This is a genomic window from Enterobacter sp. WPR_3_1 (assembly GCF_003635055.1).
GTDB lineage: Bacteria > Pseudomonadota > Gammaproteobacteria > Enterobacterales > Enterobacteriaceae > Enterobacter > Enterobacter ludwigii.
In genome coordinates this window covers 260,339-280,987 of sequence record NZ_RBXU01000013.1, presented here as the reverse complement: position 1 = coordinate 280,987, position 20,649 = coordinate 260,339, and the positions used below count along the sequence as shown (strand labels likewise).

Annotated in this window: 19 protein-coding genes, 1 tRNA gene and 1 pseudogene; 13 read left to right on the top strand and 8 right to left on the bottom strand. The window is 50.2% G+C overall.

The window, feature by feature from the left end; all coding sequences use genetic code 11:
* Positions 1-40: 40 nt before the first annotated feature.
* Positions 41-1,099, top strand: a complete 1,059-nt coding sequence (gene dinB, locus BJ887_RS19445) for a DNA polymerase IV (protein ID WP_014168765.1) — start codon at positions 41-43, stop codon at positions 1,097-1,099.
* A 54-nt stretch (positions 1,100-1,153) separates the two neighbouring features.
* Here dinB and pepD read toward each other — a convergent pair whose 3' ends face one another.
* Entirely contained in the window at positions 1,154-2,611 is a 1,458-nt protein-coding gene (gene pepD, locus BJ887_RS19440; RefSeq protein ID WP_032677472.1) for a cytosol nonspecific dipeptidase, read from the bottom strand.
* A 260-nt stretch (positions 2,612-2,871) separates the two neighbouring features.
* On the opposite strand from pepD, the gene gpt reads away from it, so the two are divergent.
* From gpt to crl, 3 genes are all read left to right on the top strand, one after another.
* On the top strand, positions 2,872-3,330 hold the full coding sequence (gene gpt / locus BJ887_RS19435; RefSeq protein ID WP_010427903.1) for a xanthine phosphoribosyltransferase: 459 nt from the start codon (positions 2,872-2,874) through the stop codon (positions 3,328-3,330).
* Between the two features lie 105 nt (positions 3,331-3,435).
* Positions 3,436-4,680 carry an esterase FrsA gene (gene frsA / locus BJ887_RS19430; RefSeq protein ID WP_014168767.1) on the top strand — a complete coding sequence of 415 codons (1,245 nt, stop codon included), beginning with the start codon at positions 3,436-3,438 and terminating at the stop codon, positions 4,678-4,680.
* A gap of 57 nt (positions 4,681-4,737) precedes the next feature.
* A complete protein-coding gene (gene crl, locus BJ887_RS19425; RefSeq protein ID WP_020882784.1) occupies positions 4,738-5,139 on the top strand; it encodes a sigma factor-binding protein Crl in 402 nt (133 codons plus the stop codon).
* Between the two features lie 112 nt (positions 5,140-5,251).
* Here the strand turns inward: crl and phoE are convergent, their stop codons facing one another.
* On the bottom strand, positions 5,252-6,304 hold the full coding sequence (gene phoE, locus BJ887_RS19420) for a phosphoporin PhoE (RefSeq protein ID WP_014168769.1): 1,053 nt from the start codon (positions 6,302-6,304) through the stop codon (positions 5,252-5,254).
* A gap of 305 nt (positions 6,305-6,609) precedes the next feature.
* On the opposite strand from phoE, the gene proB reads away from it, so the two are divergent.
* The 7 genes and pseudogenes from proB (at position 6,610) to BJ887_RS19385 (ending at position 11,549) form a co-directional block, all read left to right on the top strand.
* Complete coding sequence (proB, locus tag BJ887_RS19415) at positions 6,610-7,713, top strand: glutamate 5-kinase (protein ID WP_032677473.1); 1,104 nt, start codon at positions 6,610-6,612, stop codon at positions 7,711-7,713.
* An 11-nt stretch (positions 7,714-7,724) separates the two neighbouring features.
* The gene (proA, locus tag BJ887_RS19410; RefSeq protein WP_121340304.1) at positions 7,725-8,978 is read left to right on the top strand and encodes a glutamate-5-semialdehyde dehydrogenase; all 1,254 of its coding nucleotides are present in this window, start codon (positions 7,725-7,727) and stop codon (positions 8,976-8,978) included.
* A gap of 111 nt (positions 8,979-9,089) precedes the next feature.
* A tRNA-Thr gene (locus tag BJ887_RS19405) sits at positions 9,090-9,165 on the top strand.
* 192 nt (positions 9,166-9,357) lie between these two features.
* Positions 9,358-9,453 (top strand): annotated as a pseudogene (locus BJ887_RS23370) (Arm DNA-binding domain-containing protein); the annotation flags it as partial.
* 161 nt (positions 9,454-9,614) lie between these two features.
* Positions 9,615-9,902 (top strand): hypothetical protein, encoded by a 288-nt coding sequence (locus tag BJ887_RS19395; RefSeq protein ID WP_229216858.1) that lies wholly within the window; start codon positions 9,615-9,617, stop codon positions 9,900-9,902.
* A gap of 457 nt (positions 9,903-10,359) precedes the next feature.
* The gene (locus BJ887_RS19390) at positions 10,360-10,875 is read left to right on the top strand and encodes a hypothetical protein (RefSeq protein ID WP_121340303.1); all 516 of its coding nucleotides are present in this window, start codon (positions 10,360-10,362) and stop codon (positions 10,873-10,875) included.
* A 47-nt stretch (positions 10,876-10,922) separates the two neighbouring features.
* Complete coding sequence (locus tag BJ887_RS19385; RefSeq protein ID WP_121340302.1) at positions 10,923-11,549, top strand: AbiV family abortive infection protein; 627 nt, start codon at positions 10,923-10,925, stop codon at positions 11,547-11,549.
* A 146-nt stretch (positions 11,550-11,695) separates the two neighbouring features.
* Here the strand turns inward: BJ887_RS19385 and BJ887_RS19380 are convergent, their stop codons facing one another.
* Both BJ887_RS19380 and BJ887_RS19375 read right to left on the bottom strand, forming a co-directional pair.
* Positions 11,696-12,607, bottom strand: a complete 912-nt coding sequence (locus BJ887_RS19380; protein WP_121340301.1) for a DUF2971 domain-containing protein — start codon at positions 12,605-12,607, stop codon at positions 11,696-11,698.
* A gap of 532 nt (positions 12,608-13,139) precedes the next feature.
* Positions 13,140-13,781 (bottom strand): TetR/AcrR family transcriptional regulator, encoded by a 642-nt coding sequence (locus tag BJ887_RS19375; RefSeq protein WP_121340300.1) that lies wholly within the window; start codon positions 13,779-13,781, stop codon positions 13,140-13,142.
* Between the two features lie 108 nt (positions 13,782-13,889).
* Between BJ887_RS19375 and BJ887_RS19370 the strand changes: the two genes are divergently transcribed.
* The gene (locus BJ887_RS19370; RefSeq protein WP_050737773.1) at positions 13,890-14,582 is read left to right on the top strand and encodes a DAPG hydrolase family protein; all 693 of its coding nucleotides are present in this window, start codon (positions 13,890-13,892) and stop codon (positions 14,580-14,582) included.
* Positions 14,583-14,766: 184 nt separating this feature from the next.
* Here BJ887_RS19370 and BJ887_RS19365 read toward each other — a convergent pair whose 3' ends face one another.
* Together BJ887_RS19365 and BJ887_RS19360 are read right to left on the bottom strand one after the other, a co-directional pair.
* Complete coding sequence (locus tag BJ887_RS19365; protein ID WP_229216857.1) at positions 14,767-16,155, bottom strand: carbohydrate binding domain-containing protein; 1,389 nt, start codon at positions 16,153-16,155, stop codon at positions 14,767-14,769.
* Positions 16,156-16,242: 87 nt separating this feature from the next.
* Entirely contained in the window at positions 16,243-17,007 is a 765-nt protein-coding gene (locus tag BJ887_RS19360; protein ID WP_014168780.1) for a LecA/PA-IL family lectin, read from the bottom strand.
* A gap of 778 nt (positions 17,008-17,785) precedes the next feature.
* Here BJ887_RS19360 and BJ887_RS19355 point away from each other — a divergent pair.
* On the top strand, positions 17,786-18,145 hold the full coding sequence (locus BJ887_RS19355; RefSeq protein ID WP_078774980.1) for a LecA/PA-IL family lectin: 360 nt from the start codon (positions 17,786-17,788) through the stop codon (positions 18,143-18,145).
* Positions 18,146-18,549: 404 nt separating this feature from the next.
* Here the strand turns inward: BJ887_RS19355 and BJ887_RS19350 are convergent, their stop codons facing one another.
* Entirely contained in the window at positions 18,550-19,764 is a 1,215-nt protein-coding gene (locus BJ887_RS19350) for an L-dopachrome tautomerase-related protein (RefSeq protein ID WP_121340298.1), read from the bottom strand.
* A 68-nt stretch (positions 19,765-19,832) separates the two neighbouring features.
* Positions 19,833-20,627, bottom strand: coding sequence for an SDR family NAD(P)-dependent oxidoreductase (locus BJ887_RS19345; RefSeq protein ID WP_020885260.1), 795 nt, complete (start codon positions 20,625-20,627; stop codon positions 19,833-19,835).
* Between the last annotated feature and the right edge of the window lie 22 nt (positions 20,628-20,649).

Genomic DNA, 20,649 nt, shown 5'->3' with positions numbered 1-20,649 from the left:
TTTTACTGTATACTTATCCAGTGATGAGTGAGGGCTTACTATGCGCAAAATAATCCATGTCGATATGGACTGCTTTTTTGCCGCAGTGGAGATGCGTGACAATCCGGCGCTGCGGGATATACCTATTGCGATTGGCGGTAGCCGTGTCCAGCGCGGTGTGATCAGCACCGCCAACTACCCTGCGCGCAAATTTGGCGTGCGCAGTGCTATGCCAACTGCCATGGCGCTAAAGCTGTGCCCTCATCTCACGCTGTTGCCCGGCCGATTTGAAGCCTACAAAGAAGCCTCCCTGCATATCCGCGAGATCTTCTCTCGCTATACCTCGCTGATTGAACCTCTGTCACTGGACGAAGCCTACCTGGATGTCACTGACAGCCTGCACTGCCACGGCTCCGCAACGTTAATGGCGCAGGAGATCCGCCGGACTATCTTCAACGAGCTCAATCTGACCGCTTCCGCAGGCGTCGCACCGGTGAAATTCCTCGCCAAAATAGCGTCTGATTTGAATAAACCCGATGGTCAGTACGTCATCACTCCGGAAGAGGTTCCGGCGTTTTTAAAAACGCTGCCGCTCGGCAAAATCCCCGGCGTGGGGAAAGTGTCTGCTGCAAAGCTGGAAAGTATGGGATTACGGACCTGTGAAGATGTACAGCGAAGCGATCTGGCCATGCTGCTTAAGCGTTTCGGTAAGTTTGGTCGCGTGCTGTGGGAGCGCAGTCAGGGAATTGATGAGCGCAGCGTGAGCAGCGAGCGGCTGCGTAAATCGGTCGGGGTTGAACGCACGCTGATGGAAGATATCCATGACTGGTCCGAGTGTGAAGTCATTATCACTGACCAACTTTATCCCGAACTGGAGCGGCGGTTAGCGAAAGTAAAACCCGATCTGCTGATTGCCCGTCAGGGCGTTAAGCTCAAGTTTAATGATTTCCAGCAGACGACGCAGGAGCATGTCTGGCCGCGACTGAATAAAGACGATCTTATCGCTACTGCGAGAAAAGCCTGGGAAGAACGGCGGGCAGGGCGGGGAGTCAGGCTGGTGGGGTTACATGTGACGCTGCTGGACCCGCAACTGGAGCGGCAGCTGGTATTGGGGTTATAGCAGGCGGATTTGTCAGCCCGGCAGGCAACGCGCTACCGGGCATCATACGGCGAATTACTTAGCAGGGATCGCTTTCAGCAGTTCAGTCAGCAGAGTCCAGTAATGACCCACGCTTTCAATATGAACCTGCTCATCCGGCGAGTGCGGACCGGTAATGGTTGGCCCGATAGACACCATGTCCATGTTCGGATACGGTTTCTTGAACAGACCACACTCCAGACCGGCGTGGATCACCTGAATGTTCGGGGTACTGTTGAACAGACGCTGGTAAGTTTCACGCACCAGCGCCATCACCGGGGAACTTGCATCCGGCTGCCAGCCTGGGTAGCTACCTTTTGCGGAGGTGTGCGCACCCGCCAGTTTACCCAGAGACTCCAGCATGCTCACCACATACTCTTTACCGCTGTCGATAAGCGAACGGATCAGGCAGATGATCTCCGCGCTGTCATCGCTCATGGTGACCACGCCCACGTTCAGGGAGGTTTCAACCACGCCTTTCGCGACGTCTGAGTTACGAATCACGCCGTTTGGCGTCGCGTTCAGCAGCTGAACGAAGGCGTCACGAGACGGGGAGGTCAGCGCCGCTTTGTCGGTAGTCACGGACTCGAGCACCACGGTCAGGTTCTTCTCTTTCGCTGACAGTTCGTTTTTCAGGATATCCAGGTACACGCTGGAAAGCTTTTTCAGCTCGTCAGCTTTTGCAGCGGGTACTGCCACGGTCGTGAAGGCTTCACGCGGAATGGCATTGCGCAGTGTGCCGCCGTTGAAATCCACCAGACGCAGATCCAGCTCAGCCGCGTGGCCAGCCAGGAAGCGTGCCAGCAGTTTGTTGGCGTTGCCCAGACCCAGGTGAATATCACCACCGGAGTGACCGCCTTTCAGCCCTTTCAGCGTCAGCTTGAAGGTCTGGAAACCAGCAGGGATCGCTTCGCGGGACAGTGGCAGGGTCGTGATGAAATCAATCCCGCCGGCGCAGCCCATGTAGATCTCACCCTCTTCTTCAGAGTCGGTGTTGATCAGAATGTCCGCCTGCAGCCAGTTCGCCTGCAGACCGAACGCGCCGTCCATGCCTGCTTCTTCCGTCATGGTCAGCAGCACTTCCAGCGGACCGTGCTCAACGCTGTCGTCCGCCAGGACCGCCAGAGCAGACGCCATGCCAATGCCGTTATCTGCACCAAGGGTCGTGCCGCGCGCTTTCACCCAGTCGCCATCGATGTAAGGCTGGATAGGGTCTTTGGTGAAGTCGTGAACGGTGTCGTTGTTTTTCTGTGGAACCATGTCCAGGTGCGCCTGCAGCACAACCGGTTTACGGTTTTCCATGCCTGCGGTCGCCGGTTTGCGGATCAGAATGTTGCCAACCTGGTCGCGTTCAGCATGCAGACCTTTTTCCTTCGCCCAGCCCATAATATGTTCGGCAAGCTGTTCTTCATGGTAGGAAGGGTGGGGAATGGAACAGATTTTGGCAAAAATATCCCACAGTGGCTGTGGAGATAATTGAGACAGTTCAGACACGATAAGTCTCCTTGTCGATGCCCTGCAAAGCGAGTTGCAGGTCACAGGGTTAGCAGGTTAATAGTTACCACAAGACAGGCTTGCGAGATGCAACTGAGAATACCACTTTCTCCGATGGCTGGTAGCATAAAGCATGTAAAAACTCAGGCTCCGGGCGCTAAACACTGGTTTTTAGTGCGTCAGATCTCTATAATCTCGCGCAACCTATTTCCCCCTCGAACACTTTTTAAGCCGTATACAAACAGGCTGGGACACTTCACATGAGCGAAAAATACGTCGTCACCTGGGACATGTTGCAGATTCACGCACGCAAACTGGCTGCGCGTCTGATGCCTTCCGAACAGTGGAAAGGCATTATTGCCGTCAGCCGTGGCGGTCTGGTACCGGGGGCGTTGCTGGCACGTGAGCTGGGTATTCGTCATGTCGATACCGTATGCATCTCCAGCTATGACCATGACAACCAGCGTGAGCTGACCGTGCTGAAACGTGCGGAAGGCGACGGTGAAGGCTTCATCGTTATCGACGACCTGGTTGATACCGGCGGTACCGCGGTGGCTATCCGCGAAATGTATCCAAAAGCCCACTTCGTCACCATCTTCGCGAAGCCAGCAGGCCGTCCGCTGGTTGACGATTACGTGATTGATATCCCTCAGGATACCTGGATTGAACAACCATGGGATATGGGCGTGGTATTCGTACCGCCAATCTCTGGTCGTTAATTCTCTTACGCACTTATTTAACGCCCGGTGATACCGGGCGTTGTTTTTTTTAGTCTGACGCGCGTTACAATGGTCTCTATATGACGTATTCATGGAGGCAACGTAATGACGCAGGCGAATCTCACCGAGACTCTCTTCAAACCCCGTTTCAAACATCCTGAAACGTCGACGCTGGTGCGCCGGTTTAATCCGGGGACCATGCCTGCCGTCCAGTCTGCATTAGACGGTAAAAACGTGCCCCACTGGTACCGCATGATTAACCGTCTGATGTGGATCTGGCGCGGTATTGATCCCCGTGAAATCCTTGATGTGCAGGCGCGTATCGTGATGAGCGAAGCCGAGCGCACCGACAGTGAACTCTACGATACGGTCGTGGGTTATCGCGGGGGGAACTGGATCTACGAATGGTCTAAACAGGCGATGCTCTGGCAGCAAAAAGCCAGCCAGGAAGAGGACGCCACGCTCAGCGGCAAACACTGGCTGCATGCAGCCAACCTCTATGCTATTGCCGCATACCCGCATTTGAAAGGTGATGAGCTCGCCGAGCAGGCTCAGGCGCTGGCGAATCGCGCCTACGAAGAGGCCGCTCAACGCTTGCCGGGCCGGATGCGCGAGCTGGAATTTACCATCCCGGGTGGCGCGCCCGTCACCGGGTTCCTGCATATGCCAGAAGGCGAAGGTCCGTTCCCGACCGTTCTGATGTGCGGCGGGCTGGATTCACTGCAAATCGACTATTACAGCCTGTATGAGCGTTACTTCGCACCAAAAGGGATCGCGATGCTGACGCTGGATATGCCCTCAATTGGCTTTTCATCCAAATGGAAACTGACTCAGGACTCGAGTCTTCTGCACCAGCATGCACTAAAAGCGCTGGAAAACATTCCATGGGTTGACCACACGCGTGTTGCTGCATTTGGCTTCCGCTTTGGCGCCAACGTCGCCGTGCGTCTGGCTTACCTTGAAGCTTCACGCCTGAAGGCCGTCGCCTGTCTCGGCCCGGTGGTGCACGCTCTGCTCAGCGATCCGACCCGGCAGGGCCGCGTGCCGGAAATGTACCTTGATGTGCTGGCCAGTCGCCTTGGCATGCATGATGCATCAGACGAAGCGCTGCGCGTTGAACTCAATCGTTACTCGCTAAAAACGCAGGGGTTGCTGGGACGGCGTTGCCCTACGCCGATGATGTCAGGGTACTGGAAAAACGATCCCTTCAGTCCCGAAGAGGAGTCACGCTTAATCACTTCGTCATCTGCGGATGGCAAATTGCTTGAGGTACCGTTCAGCCCGGTGTACCAGAATTTTGACAAAGCATTGAGAGAGATCACACGCTGGATCGCGCAGAGATTGTGTTAATAGATTGCTAAATTTTGCTGGTTTGGTAAAACAGTGGCTTCACAAAAGGAGATCGCAATGACGTTACCGAGTGGACACCCGAAAAGTAGACTGATCAAGAAGTTTATGGCTCTCGGCCCGTATATTCGAGAAGAGCAGTGTGAAGAAAATCGCTTTTTTTTCGACTGCCTGGCTGTATGCGTCAACGTGAAGCCTGCACCCGAAAAACGTGAATTCTGGGGCTGGTGGATGGAAATGGAAGCGGAAGAAAAACGTTTTACGTATAGCTACCAGTTCGGCCTGTTTAATAAAGACGGCTACTGGCAAACAGCCCCCATCAAAGACCAGGAAGTGATCGACCGCCTGGAGCATACTTTGAAAGAGTACCTCGAAAAGGCAAGAGCACTGCTGGCCACCCTGGATCTGAAGCTTGAACCCGCGGATAACTTTTCCAGCGAAGCGGTTAAGCTGACGGCGTAATCGCGATATTTCTCTCTCTCTTCGCGAGGGATGGGGTGAGGGCAGTAAACCCGACCCCCTCCAGGCAAAAAAAATCCCGGCATCTGCGCCGGGATTTTTTATTTCAACAATATCAGAACTGGTAGGTCATACCCAGAGCAACGATGTCATCGCTGCTCACGCCCAGTTTATTGTCGTCATCAATCTGGTTGATTTTATAATCAACAAACGCGGACATATTCTTGTTGAAATAATAGGTCGCGCCCACGTCGATGTATTTCACCAGATCTTCGTCACCCACACCTTCGATATCCTTGCCTTTAGACTGGACATAACCCAGGGACGGACGCAGACCGAAATCGAACTGGTATTGTGCAACAACTTCAAAGTTCTGAGCCTTATTCGCAAAACCACCCGAAATTGGGGTCATATTACGGGTTTCAGAGTACATCGCTGCCAGATAAATATCGTTAGCGTCATATTTCAGACCGGTTGCCCATGCTTCCGCTTTTTTACCTTCACCGCGCGTCAGCAGGTTTTGTGCGTTAGTACGGTCAGAGTTGGTGTAGGCACCGCTGACGGCGAAGTCGCTGCCACCGAAGTCATAGGTCAGAGAGGTACCGAAACCGTCACCGTTCTGTTTTTTGACGTCGCGGTTTTCGTTTTTGCCCTGATACTGCAGGGTCATATCCAGGCCATCAACCGCACCGAAGAAGTCGGTGTTACGGTAGGTGGCAAGACCGCTCGCACGTTTGGTCATGAAGTTATCAGTCTGGGCTGAAGAGTCACCACCGAACTCAGGGAACATATCGGTCCAGGCTTCAACGTCGTACAGTGCGCCCAGGTTACGACCGTAATCCAGAGAGCCAATGTCTTTCAGTTTCAGACCAGCAAACGCCAGACGCGTTTTCTGTGTAGAGTCGCTTTCTGCTTTGTTACCGGCAAATTCAGCTTCCCAACGGCCATAGCCCGTCAGCTGATCGTTAATCTGTGTTTCGCCTTTAAAACCGAAACGGACGTAAGTCTGGTCACCATCTTTAGTGTCATCATCGCTGATGTAGTGCATTGCTTTAACTTTGCCGTATACGTCCAGTTTATTACCGTTTTTATTATAAACTTCGGCTGCGTGTACAGATGCGGAAGCCACAACGCCCATTACCACTAATGCCAGTGTGCTCTTTTTCATTTTCGATCCTGTCTTATAAACGCGCTAAAAAAATTCGCTGGACGATAAGCTCATGCTTAAGTCCCGTGAAAAAACAGAAAGGGTTTTAACGTTACGCAATGAAACTTTTATGACAAATTAAGAATAATTTTAAAAAACTGTGATTTATTATTTCGGTAATAAAACTGTCAAATTTTGCCGCTACGCTTCCTGATCCCGCGCAACAAAGTGTTTCGCGATGTGCTAAGGCAGTTGGCAACGGGGCTGACACCTGTTAAAACGTTCGTTTGACATCATTTTCCCTTATCGTTGAACGGCAGAGAATCATGAGTGACAGCCAGACGCTGGTGGTAAAACTCGGTACCAGTGTTTTAACAGGCGGATCGCGCCGCCTTAATCGCGCCCACATTGTTGAGCTTGTACGTCAGTGCGCTCAGTTGCATGCCGCAGGGCATCGTATTGTAATTGTGACCTCCGGGGCGATTGCCGCCGGGCGTGAACACCTGGGTTACCCCGAACTCCCCGCGACGATCGCCTCTAAACAGCTGCTGGCCGCCGTGGGACAAAGCCGACTCATTCAACTCTGGGAACAGCTGTTTTCTATCTATGGCATCCACGTCGGGCAGATGCTGCTGACGCGTGCGGATATGGAAGACCGGGAGCGTTTCCTGAACGCGCGCGATACGCTGCGTGCGCTGCTGGATAACAACATCGTTCCCGTCATTAACGAAAACGATGCCGTTGCCACCGCTGAAATCAAAGTGGGTGATAACGATAACCTCTCGGCGCTGGCCGCAATTCTGGCAGGCGCTGATAAATTACTGCTCCTGACCGACCAGCAGGGGCTCTTCACCGCCGACCCGCGTTCAAATCCAGATGCTGAACTGATTACCGATGTACACGGTATCGACGATGCGCTACGCGCCATCGCAGGTGACAGCGTTTCAGGCCTCGGGACCGGCGGGATGGGGACCAAACTGCAGGCTGCTGACGTGGCATGCCGTGCCGGTATCGACACCATCATTGCCGCGGGCAGCCGTCCTGGCGTGATTGGCGACGTGATGGAAGGCATCTCCGTGGGAACCCGCTTCCACGCGCAGGCCTCCCCGCTGGAGAACCGCAAACGCTGGATCTTTGGCGCACCGCCGGCAGGCGAACTCACCGTTGATGCAGGGGCGACCGCCGCAATTCTGGAAAGAGGGAGCTCATTACTTCCTAAAGGAATTAAAAGCGTGACAGGCAACTTCTCACGTGGTGAAGTGATCCGTATCCGTAATCTCGAAGGTCGTGACATCGCCCACGGCGTAAGCCGCTACAACAGCGATGCCCTGCGCCGTATTGCGGGTCACCATTCACAGCAGATCGACGCCATTCTGGGTTATGAATATGGCCCGGTTGCCGTGCATCGTGATGACATGATTATTCGTTAAGGAGCCAGAAAATGCTGGAACAAATGGGCGCAGCCGCGAAGGCCGCCTCTTACAAACTGGCGCTCCTTTCCAGCCGCGAGAAAAACCGCGTGCTGGAAAAAATCGCTGATTATCTGGAATCGCAGTCGCAGGAGATTCTGCTCGCCAACGAGCAGGATCTGCTGGAAGCGCGTCGCAATGGCCTGAGCGAAGCAATGCTCGACCGCCTGGCGCTGACCCCGGCACGTCTGAAAGGCATCGCTGACGATGTCCGCCAGGTCTGCAATCTTGCCGATCCGGTTGGTCAGGTCATTGACGGTGGGCTGCTCGACAGCGGGCTGCGCCTTGAGCGTCGTCGCGTGCCGCTGGGCGTGATTGGCGTGATCTATGAAGCGCGTCCCAACGTTACGGTTGATGTTGCTTCCCTGTGCCTGAAGACCGGCAACGCTGCCATTCTGCGTGGCGGGAAAGAGACCTGGCGTACCAACGCCGCGACCGTAAACGTTATCCAGCAGGCGCTGGAAGAGTGCGGCCTGCCGGCAGGTGCCGTACAGGCAATCGAGAGCCCGGACCGTGCGCTGGTGAACGAGATGCTGCGCATGGATAAATACATCGACATGCTGATCCCACGCGGTGGCGCGGGCCTGCACATGCTGTGCCGTGAGCAGTCGACCATCCCTGTGATCACGGGCGGTATCGGCGTGTGCCATATCGTGGTCGATGACAGTGCCGAGATTGAACCGGCGCTGAAGATTATCGTCAATGCTAAAACCCAGCGTCCAAGCACCTGTAATACGGTTGAAACGCTGCTGGTGCATCAGGGCATCGCCAATACCTTCCTGCCTGCGCTGAGCAAACAGATGGCCGAAAGCGGCGTGACGCTGCACGCGGATGCCAACGCGCTGGCACTGCTGAAAGATGGCCCGGCGGCGGTGGTACCGGTGAAAGCGGAACAGTACGACGACGAATTTCTGTCGCTGGATTTGAACGTGAAGGTGGTTGCGAGCCTTGACGATGCCATTGCTCACATCCGTGAACATGGTACCCAGCACTCGGATGCGATTCTGACACGTACCCTGCGCAATGCCGATCGCTTTGTGAATGAGGTGGACTCCTCCGCCGTATACGTGAATGCCTCAACCCGCTTCACCGACGGTGGCCAGTTCGGCCTGGGCGCAGAAGTTGCTGTCAGCACGCAAAAACTGCATGCAAGAGGCCCGATGGGCCTGGAAGCACTGACCACTTACAAGTGGATCGGCTTCGGTGATGATACGATTCGTGCGTAAATAATCACGGGTGATGCAAAAATAGCCGTTTGATTCAAAAGGGCATTGACGCATCACCCGGTTAGATCTAACCTTTTGCCCCGTGGTTACGCTCGTAACCGGCCTTTCAGGGCCGATATAGCTCAGTTGGTAGAGCAGCGCATTCGTAATGCGAAGGTCGTAGGTTCGACTCCTATTATCGGCACCATTCTAACGTCTCCTCAGGTCTACTAAATTTCACCAAAATCCCTTATATCCTGCGCTCTGAAACCTTTTAGTACCTCCACGTCTACAAAAATCTCCTGAAATCAATGGTCAGTAGGTGCAAGGGTATTTGTACTTCGGTCTTAAGTAGGTATTTCCATGTGAAACTTAACGCCACTAAGAGAAGGCTAATAAGTTGTCCGATGGTGATGGTCTGTATTTCCTGATCAAACCTTATGGCGGCAAATACTGGCGCTTAAAATATCATGTTGCCGGTATAGAGAAGCTGGTTTAGTCGGTAAAAGGTTGACGGCTGGATAGCCCGCGGTGAAATCGTTATTTCAGGCGATAAAGTAGATGTCGAAGCATCGCAGGCTAAACAAAATTCCGCCGGTGCTGGCGAACACCAGAATGAAATGACGTGGGCGCTAGCCGCCGCATGGGTATGGGAGCATGCGGCGGCTAGCGCTGCTGGCAGATATGGATGCTGACCAGTGGATAGAGGCCGCAGCCGCTGAGCTGGGTTTTGATGTTCAGCACGAACCCGAAGACCAACTGCTGATTCTGTTCCGGCTGGATGAAGAAACCCACAGCTTCTATGGAAAAGACCGTGCCGCGGGCGCTTTACGGTTTTTTCGTTCTGAGCTGGCCTACTTTGCCACAATGAACCCCGATTGCCCGGATGACTGGAGCAAAACAGGTTTAATGGCGCTCTGCCTGCTGGACGGCGAAAAACTGTAAACCCTCAGCCTAACCCAGCCCCTCAAACTTGACACTTTTTCGCGAAAAACCGGGAAAAGTGTCAACCCAACCTAACGGATCCTGACGCCCACGAACAGCAGCTGCAGCGGAAGTGTAAAGGTCTGGCGTTGAGATTTGTTGAGCCTTGGCTGTTAGCTTTTGTTAATCCTGATGCGAAGCAGGGCAGGTGTCAGCCTGTTATGGTTTGTTATGCCTTACTAGGGAAAACTTGGGGGAAAGTGACAACCGATCCCCCTTTAGAAAACTTCAGGTGCAGCTCATTGGATGCATCTGTCAAAACTTGTCACTCACCGGCACCGCCAGCGGGGATTTTTGGCTGTAGGCGCTCTAAGTTACAGTTGCTTCCATCAGTATGATAGGATCGTACTTCAAGCTTGTTTTAAAAGATGTTCTAAGATTATCTCCATAACAATGTTTTAACGAGAACGGATTAATTATGGATTGGAAAGATTTAGCACATACAGCCATCTACACTGGGGCCGAAAATTCAGAAGGTAGTATATGGAATCGGGTGGAAGGAGTGGATGTAGAATTCATCGGAGGATTTCTTACTGCCCATCTTAGTGTTGAGAAATATATTAGTGACTATCTTTCTTTAAAGTACCCTTCACTTTCTTGGAACGAAGCCAAGTTAACTTTCTCACAAAAAATTGCTTTATTGCAAAAAGAAAAAGCAGATCCTCCTTATAATGAGATTTACATAAGGTTGAAAGATTTTAATAGTATAAGGAATAAATTAAGCCACAATTTAAACTACAAGTTAACTGAAGCTGATAAAAGTAAGTTTATTGATTTTTTTAAGAAGGTATCTAAGGGGCATGAATATGCCTCATCTATTGATATAGATGATCCGGCGTATTTAATAAGTTTTTTTGTGAAAATATCCGAAGCCTACTTCGCCAGTGCGATAGCTTTTTATCATTCTAAAAACCAAGTTCTTTCAAAAAGATAGTGATTGATTATTTATGGTTTTTACTTCTTTAGATATAAGGTAGTTTCATGAGTAAAGAATCGATGTTGGCAGGATGGGAATTGATTTTTCAGGCAGCAGACGCAGGAGCAGTACTTTTTAGTCAAGATAAGTTTACGCAAGATTTTGATAAGGCCTGTGGTCATATCATGGTACTTATTGAAGATGCCTTTATGTGTTATGAGCGCCGATCATTTGGAACCTCGGTATTTCTAAGCGTAACAGCTATAGAAGAGACTGCGAAAGCTGAGATTGGTATTTATCGTAGGGATAATAAAAACGAAAAACAAAACAGGAAGAAAGATCCACTTTATAATCATTTATCTAAACATAAAATGGCAGTTCTTCCAACGGTATTTATGGGTAAAAGATTGCTGGAGGCTTTAGGTGAAAAAAGATGTAAGGAATTATACTCCGAAGTTATAAATGGTTCTTTGAGAACTTTGAGGGAGGAAGCACTTTATTTCTCTAACAAAGACGGCTCACTTATTACACCTAATGAACTGATTAACAGGGAGAAGTCTAAAGAAATGTTGCTCTTAGCTATTGAAACTATAGACGATAGATTAGTTGGTTATAGCGATAAAAGTTATGACATTGAAAAAAGATTATCTCAGTTATTCGAACATGTTTTAAAACAATCTTTAGATGATTAAAATTATAACTCTAAATATTGTTATGGCTTTGATTTTTCATGAGGATGTGAAGAGGTTTTATTAATGAATATTAAAAATCAGATAGATACGATATTCATTAACTTTATTTTATACCCCCTTCACATCCTCTAGTAGTGTATAAATTTTCAATTTGTAGTTAAGGGAATTATTTCAATCAATCCAGAGCGCGTAATTGTTGCACTAGAAACACTGGCTAAAGGATATTTCTCTGATAGCTCATCTATAGCAGGTAATTTATCCATATCAAACATGGGGCCGAGTATGATTGTTTTAAGTTCGTGTATATTGAAGGTTAGGTCACTATAAAGACCTTCCTGAAGAGGTCTTTTGTGAGTTGATACTCTCCATTCTTTTTCATATTGCCAATCTAGGGTTTTGATGTAAGTTATATCTTCGTTTATATAATTTTTAACGATTTCTTCATCCATGAAAAATAATTCAGCCATTCCTTCAGCAGTATAAGTTAAGGGTTTTTTATCTGTGTACTTCACAGGTTTAGCTAAAAGCCAAGCGCTATCAAGTTCATCTATGCAACTAAATTCTAAAACTATACCTTTATAGCTGTCAGCATAATGATTCCACATTGAGGTTATTACCGGGCTTTCACTAAGACATAATATCCGTCTATCTCGTAGTGTATTATCCCAATAATTTCTAAACCCTGTTAAAGCATCCTTTGCTCCTTCTCCTACGGGAGGGTTTAAAATAAGCTCGGTTTGTTTTTTTATTAACTCTTCTGGAAGTCCAAATGGAAAGTAATTTTTATAGAATTCAAGAAGGTATCTTATGCCAGAGTTCAGTTGGGATGTGTCAGGTCGTGGGTTTTTTAATTCTAACAAAATTTTCTGGGCTAATGCTCTGCTAATATCGTGTTCATTCACATCTGGGATAACTTCTCGCGGAACATCAAAAGGGTCATTGAATATTAGTGGTGAACTCCATCGCAATGACGCGTTTTGCAGGACAATTTCAGCTGTGGAAAGGGGCATGTATTTATAAAAGGAGCTACGTTCATGGAAACGATACGGTGAGCGCATGTACAATCCTTAAGAGAATGAGTGCTATTACTTCTTACAATACTATTTATTAAAAAGATAGAGCAAGAAAATACGGATCTATTATTAACAAATTTTATGAAGATCTCATTTTAAACACTGTTTCATGTTCGTATGGATGACTAGTAGAGTTAGACATGAATGATAAATACTTACCTGAGGGAAGGTTCTGAGGAACTTGCCATATGGTTGTATGTTTATTGAGCAAAGAAAAACGCTGGGGGTATTTCTGGGGGTATTTTTGTATCGCCATATAAAATAATCATTGAATTTCAATATGTTGGATGTCTTATGCTGTTCCTATTATCGCAACAAAAAATAAAAGCCATTAAAAACAATCCATTAAAGAAGTTATTAGTCTCAAGTTACGATCTTTTTTCATTAGGTTCTATAATTAACAGTTACCGCTATGGTTAACAGTTACTATCAGAGATGTAAGTACGTAGCGACCTGTAGTTGTATAGCTCGCAAAAATACTAAGCGTGACACTCCACACGAATCGCCACGTACTATGTCATTCATCACCTTGCCTGAATATAAGTAAAATAAAAGGCATACAAGAATCCAAATGTGCCTCAATATCGATTTTCTCAACGGGATCAATTAAACCAATCGCCGCCTGCCGAAGAGGTTCGGCGACACACATGGCGAGTATGACTTTGGCACAGGTATCTGCAGGTAACATCGGCAACCAGCCCTGTTTTTGCTGTCGTGTAATCCACTCAGTGAGTAATTGTTGGCCGCGCGCTATGCCATTTTCATTGTATTTCTTGAGGAGATCATCTTTGCCAGGAAATTCACTATTGAGAAGACGAAACATTTTCACGGCCGTTACTGATAGCGCCTGACCACAAATCGCAGCCAGTAATTTTCTTAACGCCGGTAAAACGTCATTCTTATCTTTCGGATCGCTCTGCAGGAGTGGGGCATAGTTATCCGTCCAGTTTCGAACCGAAAGGCCAAGCAATTCCTCCCTGTTTTTCGCAAAGCGATAGACGGTCTTTTTGGCAACGCCTGCATGCGATGCAACCGCCTCAATTGTTGTGGCGTCATAGCCTTTGTCAAAGAGCAAGGCCATCGCGCTACCAATGATTTGTTTCTTCACCTCTTCCTCAGGGACTGAGGGACGTCCGCGTGGTTTGGTTGGTGAGGTCATCCTGGAGATTCCTTTTCGCTTGTCATACGACCATTCTATCGGTAATGTTTAGGAAACGCACTTCGTTTCCTAAATGGTGCGAATTTCCCAATGCTAATGGAGAAAAAAATGCGACAACACGATATTGCCAGGCCCTGGCTGGATTATTCGGCATTGCTTGATCCTTCACCCATGCCGCTGGAGACGGGTATTAAACGTCTGGATGACGGGAGTCTGCTGGTCTCCGTACGCACTGATTTACATGGCTGCAAAGGGCGTATGATTAACTGGTGGTTTACCTTTTTTGAAACGACGCAGCATATAAAATGGTGGCATCCCGTTGATCATGTTGAGCATCGTGGATGGGATGCCAACTGGAAGCGTGGGGAAAGTTTTTACGGCGCAAGCATCCATGCAGTTGAATCATTAGCTGAAATCCCTCCCATTCCCGCGCGTCTTAAATTCCATCACCCTGCATCGGTATTTGGCGAAATGGCTGTCGACAAGGCAATGGCGGATGGGAGTGTCTCGGCAATCATTGCCGCAAGGATAGGCTTCGGTGAAAAAACTGAACTGGATAGTCAGGGCGACCCGCTGGACGGACAAATGCTACATGTTGTCCGGGATACGCCTTTTGGGTGTGTGCTGCGTAGCCGGTTTATTCTGGGTATGAGTAATGACGACCACGCTGAACCTGCCGATGACGTTGGATTAGCGCTTATGCGACACTGTTATACAGAGTTCACGTTCTTGTCTCGTTTCCTGCCTTCTTTGTATTACGGCGAGAAAGCGAATGATGAGAAAATTGCGCTTCCCTGGTAACACGCAGGTTTAACTGCTCAGGTAAACCTGTCGACGAGGGTAATCATGCCCACCGTGTATTACCGGGCCAGACCAACGTTATCTCAAGCGTGACGCACACTGGCTAAGCAGTGATGCCTGGTTTAACCAACGCGTAGCCAAACCGGCATCACTTCATATCTGAAATGAATTCAGCGTAACAAAATCAATCGACGGATTTTACTGTGATTCCAGTAATGCTGAAATCGTTACCATCGCCGCTGGCTTTATGGCTGAAAATTTCCAGCACATTATCGCCCTGCGCCGCCGTAAACTCTCCTGACAGCGTGACCCACTCGCCTTTCACGGCAAGTGCTGTAACCGAGGTAATATCCTGGCCTGCCACCCGCAGTGACAGTTCGGGTATCACCTTATAGTCATTGTCCCTGCGAGCCTGAAGGCTGAAGCGATAGCGTTTCCCCGGCTGGAGTTCCGAATAATGTTTATAAAGCAGCACGCCATTGTGTGTCCGGCCTTTAACATTGGTGGTCGGAAAACGAATCATGGTCGCGCCACCTTCTGAGTAAAACTCATGCTCAGGCGTTGCTGGTCCGAACTGCCAGTGATTCAGATGATTATTCGTAAACTTACTCTCATCCAGGAATGGTTTTGCTGGCGGCTCGGGACTGACAGGGGGAGTGTCCGGCGCAGCGGGGGGTGAGGAGGGAGTCACCGGTTTGTTGTGATGTTCCTGACACGGGCAAGGGGGCGTATTCTCTTTGCAACGACAGTCGCTGGCGCAAGCGTCAATCAGGTTCTTAAGCACATCGGCAAGCGTATTCACCGCCCGGACAATCTCAGGGGCCTGTGCGCACAGATCGCTGCCATTACCGGGCGTCTTCGCTGGCGTTTTGCCTTCCAGCGCATCTGCTTCTTCTTTTTTGTTCGCCACGCTGTCGTGTTGCGTGGCCTTACTGGCGCAAATGGTGCTTTTTAAAACCGAGGCAAAATCGGCAATGCCGGAGGTGTAGATATAATGCTCACCACCCGTACGAAGCGCCAGGCGCTTGTATTCCCGAACCATGGCTTTCTCATCATCCGGGGTGGGATAAGGTAATGAGACATGAGGCGTGCCCAGATAGGAGTGGATTTTGACACCGTACTCCAGGGCGGTGGCAATGGCATCATCGCAGGCTTTGATGCGGCCCGCATCCAGGGTCATCTCCCCGCCTTTCAGACTTTCGTCTCCCAGCACAAAAACATTCTTTTCAGCGCCGTCACGCCAGTTGTAATGACGGATAACGTCCTCCGCAGCAGGCGCCACATCTTCCTGAGCGGGGTTCCCCTCTTTGACATACTCTCTGCCTTTCAGGGCGGACGGGTTAGCTCCGGCCTCGCTCGTCAGGAACTGACGGACCGTTTTATTAAATTTGGTGCCGGCAAAAACGCCTTCGATACCCAGAAAATCAGTTCGTAAATCCGAAGGGCAGGCTTTTCTGGCCTCCTCAATGGCGCTCTCAAGTTTTGCACAGAGCGCTTCCGCTTCATCCTTCATTGAAAGACTGCTGTCGATGATGAAAACCAAATCAACTTTTTTATTGTCCATAATGCTCATATCAGGGGCTCCATTAACGTTCATTTTTGTTTTCCAGTGAACCGGCAGGGAAGGCAGTGGATGGCATGTTGCCTCCCTGCGGGCATTTCAACCGAGCACAACAAACCTGACGTCATAGCCTCCCGTATTATTGGCGTATTCAGACGCAACATTTGTATCGTTAAAAATGAATGAAATTTCGCCATCAGCAGGGACTTCCCAGTCGCTACCGCCGCTTCCGATACCGTAAATATGCTCACCCGCTTTGATCAGTAATTTCCCCGCCAGTGCTTCTGGCAGGACAAAAGTGGGATCCGGTTTTTGCGCTGACGGATGCTGGCTGTCGCCGTCAGGTCCAAAGCTGCGACCGCGGCTGTCGTACTGAGCGGTACCGGCTGCAATCAGCATCACCTTGTCCCCTTTGCTCACGGATACGCCGGTGTGGGTCCAGTCACTGCGCGTTGCGGGAACATGACCTTTCCAGTCCGCCTTTTGAGCCGCCGCTTTCTTTTCGTCTTCAGCGATATACACAACCGCGCTGAAAGCGCCGCTGTTGTCGCGATGTGAAGAGTCACTGACCACGAGAATCAGCTCGCCGTCTTCCGGTACCGACCATTGGTAAACACCACTGCCAATGTCATAGCTTTTTCCGGATGCACTGAATCGGGCTTTCAGCACCTTATCGTTCCGTAAGACAAAGCCCTCTTTTAGCCTGCCGTATGGCGATGCCAGGGCGTAGTCTTCCTTACCGTATTTAATCCATCCTTCCGCAATAATACTGATTTTTTGCCCGGCTTTTAGTTTAAGTCCGGTATTAATGCCCGTGTCAGCAGTTGCGTCGATATTGCCCGACCATGCAGGTGAAACAGTCATATAATTCTCCGTAATCGTGACAGCGTCCAGCTTGTCAGTGGTATGAGGTAATAAATAGTCTACAGATAATGATTTTTGTTACTAAGGGGTACGGCATTCACAATCAGAATATAAACAGATACGCCACTCAGCAAATAATATTCTGGAAATGATGCTGGTGATTTCTGTTCGTCTCCCGTCTGCTGCAGTTCTGTGAATTAAATATTAGGATTAATCTCATGCTGTGTTTTGTTACTCCAGAGCGGTAATGCGTGTGAGTGAGAGGTATATGTTGAAACCAAAAGAGTAATACACAGGGTAACTAAGTGGATATTTGTTAACCCATTCATTTTTCGTCGGGGAGGCGAGAAATTAAGTGGGTTGGTAGAGGTTTTTTATTGGGCGGATATCGCGGCAGGCGGTGCTGTAATGCGCCATCTCACTGCTTCGCATACCTATTATTACCGCCAGCCAGGTATGATAATTAATTTACTAAAGGTATAATTACAGTCATGATTAAAAGTGCGATTACTCCTATAGTTAACATTAAAATCAATTGTAAATCAGTGGCTTAGTTGTTGATTGTGTTGGTGGATTTATATAAATCGCAGCGTAAAAAAAGAAATCGCATTATTCTTTCGACATAAGTCTGGAAAAGATAAATATATTCATATGCATCCATGATGAAATGTTATGAATACTAAATGTGATGTCTGTCACATGCAGGGAGTTTTGTCTTTGATTGATGTAAAGCACGCATCAAATGTAATGTTAATGAAGTTTGATAAAGGAGAATAGCATGACGGCTAAGCCAGAATGGTCCGGAGAAGTTCCTTCAAATATTCCTGCCGGTATTAATACAGGCCTGCAACTGAATGCCGGTGATGAGATAACGATAATGGCCTCTGGCTGGATTAAATACGGTAAAGAAGAATTTGCGCTGGCGGTGCCGGATGGCAGGGTGAAAGAAGGGCTCATTACCTGCAATGATAAGGTGCTGAAGGCGAGATTTGATACCTCTGGAAAAGGTTATGATATAGGCGGTGGAGTATATAAATGGGCGGCTCCCCAAAGCGGTATCCTGCATCTGTATATTGCCGATACAGAGGCTGGATACTCTGATAATACCGGCAGTTTCAGCGTCAATGTATACCGGTAAGAACGGGTCGTTTCGGATACAGCGATTTCAGCCCTATTGATATGGCGGCAGGGATTATGTCCGGCGTTCTCAAACCGATATCTTATTCATTCCAATATTATTCGCAGAACTCAGCAGATGATAAGAAGACTAATCAACAATATTCTCTGGTACTCTACCGGGTGGGTGTTTTTTGGCCTGATAGTGCTCAGTGGAATCGCAGGGGGACTGGCGGCTTCAGTCCTGCATTTTACTACAACGGATGCATTCCTGGCCGCATTTTGCCTTTTTCTGTTGCTGTCATTGCCCGTTTGCTTCTGGCTGCACCGGTTATCTCGCATACACCGGCGTCAGTAATGTACACGCCCACAAGGAGAGTCCCTGTGAGCGTGTAGTGTTTCCAGTGCTGAGCATGCGCAGTCGCGTTACTGGTGCTTATCCTGCAACGCCTTCAGGGGTAAACGCCATACGTCATAGCGCTCCTGGCCAGGTTTGACCGCGCCAGCAAAATGGTCGTTCAGGCTGCTGGAGGTAAAGATCAGATCCCCGTCCGGATTGATGGCCGGCGTGTCCGGCCAGTGTACGCCGTCGTTTGACGCCATCAGGGTCATTGAGCCGCTCTTCGGTTCATACCTGACAATACCGTTGTGTGTCACATCGGTGATATAGAGGTTGCCTTTGGCATCGGTCACGATACCGTCGGTATTGCCTCCCACCGAACCAAGATCCCGGATCTGTGCCGCAATCTGCGTATCGTCAGCACCAGGCTTTCGCAGAATGTCAGTCGGTACCGCAAACGCATGGGTCCCTGTCGTCACCGTCCAGTAGAGCGTGCCGGTATCCGGAGACAGCGCAATACCGTTGATGCCAATCAGTAATGGATGACCTGGCCAGACTTCAGCCCCGTGCGAGACGACTTTCACACCCGGCTCAATCTGCAGGTCTGGATGACGGTCGAGCACGCGTCGGGCAGTGCCGGTTGCGAAATCGGCGATGATAAGACCGACGCGGTTCTCAGGCGCACTGCGCGAGCCGCTGTCGGAGATGTAAGCGACACGACGCGTCTCATCAACAACCACATCATTGAGGAAGCTCGCCTTGCGGTCTGCCACACTATCCAGTGGAATGCGTTTGATCGTGCGGCCGGTATTCAGATCCAGCACCATCAGTTTCTGCGAACCCACGGGGGATTCCGCTTCTCCCGCGACGAACCCCATATCCAGGGCCCACAGCCAGCCATTCTTACGGTCAATATAGAAGCCAAGCACGTTACGCAGGTTCTGATCGGGAGCGGTTTCCACCGCATTCCCCTCGCGGGACGGAAATGCCGTGAGGCGCGCCGGTCCGGTCTGAACGGTCGTATCAAGAATACTTAACGTCGCGGGTGCACCGGCTGAAACCAGTCGAGGGGTACTGACAAAGGCTCTTCCCATTGCATCAAAGTGGATGCCTGCGATGGGCGCGTTAACCGAGCCGGAAAATGGCGTCGGCGTTTCCCCCTTCTCAGGCGTATTCCAGGTTACGCCGGTATAGCTGCGCCAGCGCTCAAGAGGGGCCTGGTTCGCTGCGCTGGCTACGCTCGCAAAAGAGAACAACATTGCCATCGCGATGGCGGACATATTACGGGTACGTTTGAACATTTCTATGCTCCGGTAAATAGGGGAAAGCAGGGGACACTGATTCCCCTCAGGTCATTACGGCTGCTGCATTAAAGAATGGAGCGGAAGGTGCCGCCTTCGACGCGCACCGCGGCGCCGTTAGAGGCAGCGCCCAACGGGCTTGCCAGCAGCGCGACCATCGCGGCTATCTCATCAGCATCGATCATTCGCGCGATAAGAGAGCTGGGGCGGTAGGTCTGGAAGAAATTCGCTTCGATCTCCTGGTCGGTCATACCCGGTGCAGGCGCGGTCTGGCGCAGGTATTCGATAATGCCGTCGGAGCGGGTCGCTGAAGGCAGTACGCTGTTGACCGTAACGCCCGTCCCCTTCGTGAGTTCGGCCATACCGCGCGAAACGGCGAGTTGCGCCGACTTACTGACGCCGTAATGCACCATGTCTGGCGGCGTGAATGCGCCGACTTCGCTCGACATAAATATCACCCGGCCCCAGTTGCGTTCCAGCATGCGCGGGAAGTAATGCCGTGACAGGCGAACGCCGGACATGACATTGATGTTGAACATGTTCAGCCACTCATCATCGGTGATGTCGGCGAAGTCTCGGGCTTCGTAAAAGCCCAGGTTGTTGATGAGAATATCGGTGTCAGGGCAGGCCGCGATCAGGGCTTTTGCCCCCTCAGCGCTTGCCAGGTCGGCAACGATGGCGGTGACCTGCGCCTGAGGCTGAGCAGCGGTAATGTCTGCCACGGCGTTTTGCAATTTCGCGTGGTCACGACCAGTAATGGTGACGGCCACGCCTTCGCGCGCCAGCGTGCGGGCGATGGCCAAACCAATCCCCGCGGTTGCGCCAGTAACGAGTGCTGTCTTACCGGTGAGTTGAAGATCCATGATTTTACCCTCTGGTGATGAA

Bases quoted from the DNA above. Each gene is read 5' to 3' on its own strand.
- dinB (WP_014168765.1), top strand. From the start codon at position 41: ATGCGCAAAATAATCCATGTCGATATGGACTGCTTTTTTGCCGCAGTG.
- gpt (WP_010427903.1), top strand. From the start codon at position 2,872: ATGAGCGAAAAATACGTCGTCACCTGGGACATGTTGCAGATTCACGCA.
- frsA (WP_014168767.1), top strand. From the start codon at position 3,436: ATGACGCAGGCGAATCTCACCGAGACTCTCTTCAAACCCCGTTTCAAA.
- crl (WP_020882784.1), top strand. From the start codon at position 4,738: ATGACGTTACCGAGTGGACACCCGAAAAGTAGACTGATCAAGAAGTTT.
- phoE (WP_014168769.1), bottom strand. From the start codon at position 6,304: ATGAAAAAGAGCACACTGGCATTAGTGGTAATGGGCGTTGTGGCTTCC.
- proB (WP_032677473.1), top strand. From the start codon at position 6,610: ATGAGTGACAGCCAGACGCTGGTGGTAAAACTCGGTACCAGTGTTTTA.
- proA (WP_121340304.1), top strand. From the start codon at position 7,725: ATGCTGGAACAAATGGGCGCAGCCGCGAAGGCCGCCTCTTACAAACTG.
- BJ887_RS19395 (WP_229216858.1), top strand. From the start codon at position 9,615: ATGCGGCGGCTAGCGCTGCTGGCAGATATGGATGCTGACCAGTGGATA.
- BJ887_RS19390 (WP_121340303.1), top strand. From the start codon at position 10,360: ATGGATTGGAAAGATTTAGCACATACAGCCATCTACACTGGGGCCGAA.
- BJ887_RS19385 (WP_121340302.1), top strand. From the start codon at position 10,923: ATGAGTAAAGAATCGATGTTGGCAGGATGGGAATTGATTTTTCAGGCA.
- BJ887_RS19380 (WP_121340301.1), bottom strand. From the start codon at position 12,607: ATGCGCTCACCGTATCGTTTCCATGAACGTAGCTCCTTTTATAAATAC.
- BJ887_RS19375 (WP_121340300.1), bottom strand. From the start codon at position 13,781: ATGACCTCACCAACCAAACCACGCGGACGTCCCTCAGTCCCTGAGGAA.
- BJ887_RS19370 (WP_050737773.1), top strand. From the start codon at position 13,890: ATGCGACAACACGATATTGCCAGGCCCTGGCTGGATTATTCGGCATTG.
- BJ887_RS19365 (WP_229216857.1), bottom strand. From the start codon at position 16,155: ATGAGCATTATGGACAATAAAAAAGTTGATTTGGTTTTCATCATCGAC.
- BJ887_RS19360 (WP_014168780.1), bottom strand. From the start codon at position 17,007: ATGACTGTTTCACCTGCATGGTCGGGCAATATCGACGCAACTGCTGAC.
- BJ887_RS19355 (WP_078774980.1), top strand. From the start codon at position 17,786: ATGACGGCTAAGCCAGAATGGTCCGGAGAAGTTCCTTCAAATATTCCT.
- BJ887_RS19350 (WP_121340298.1), bottom strand. From the start codon at position 19,764: ATGTTCAAACGTACCCGTAATATGTCCGCCATCGCGATGGCAATGTTG.
- BJ887_RS19345 (WP_020885260.1), bottom strand. From the start codon at position 20,627: ATGGATCTTCAACTCACCGGTAAGACAGCACTCGTTACTGGCGCAACC.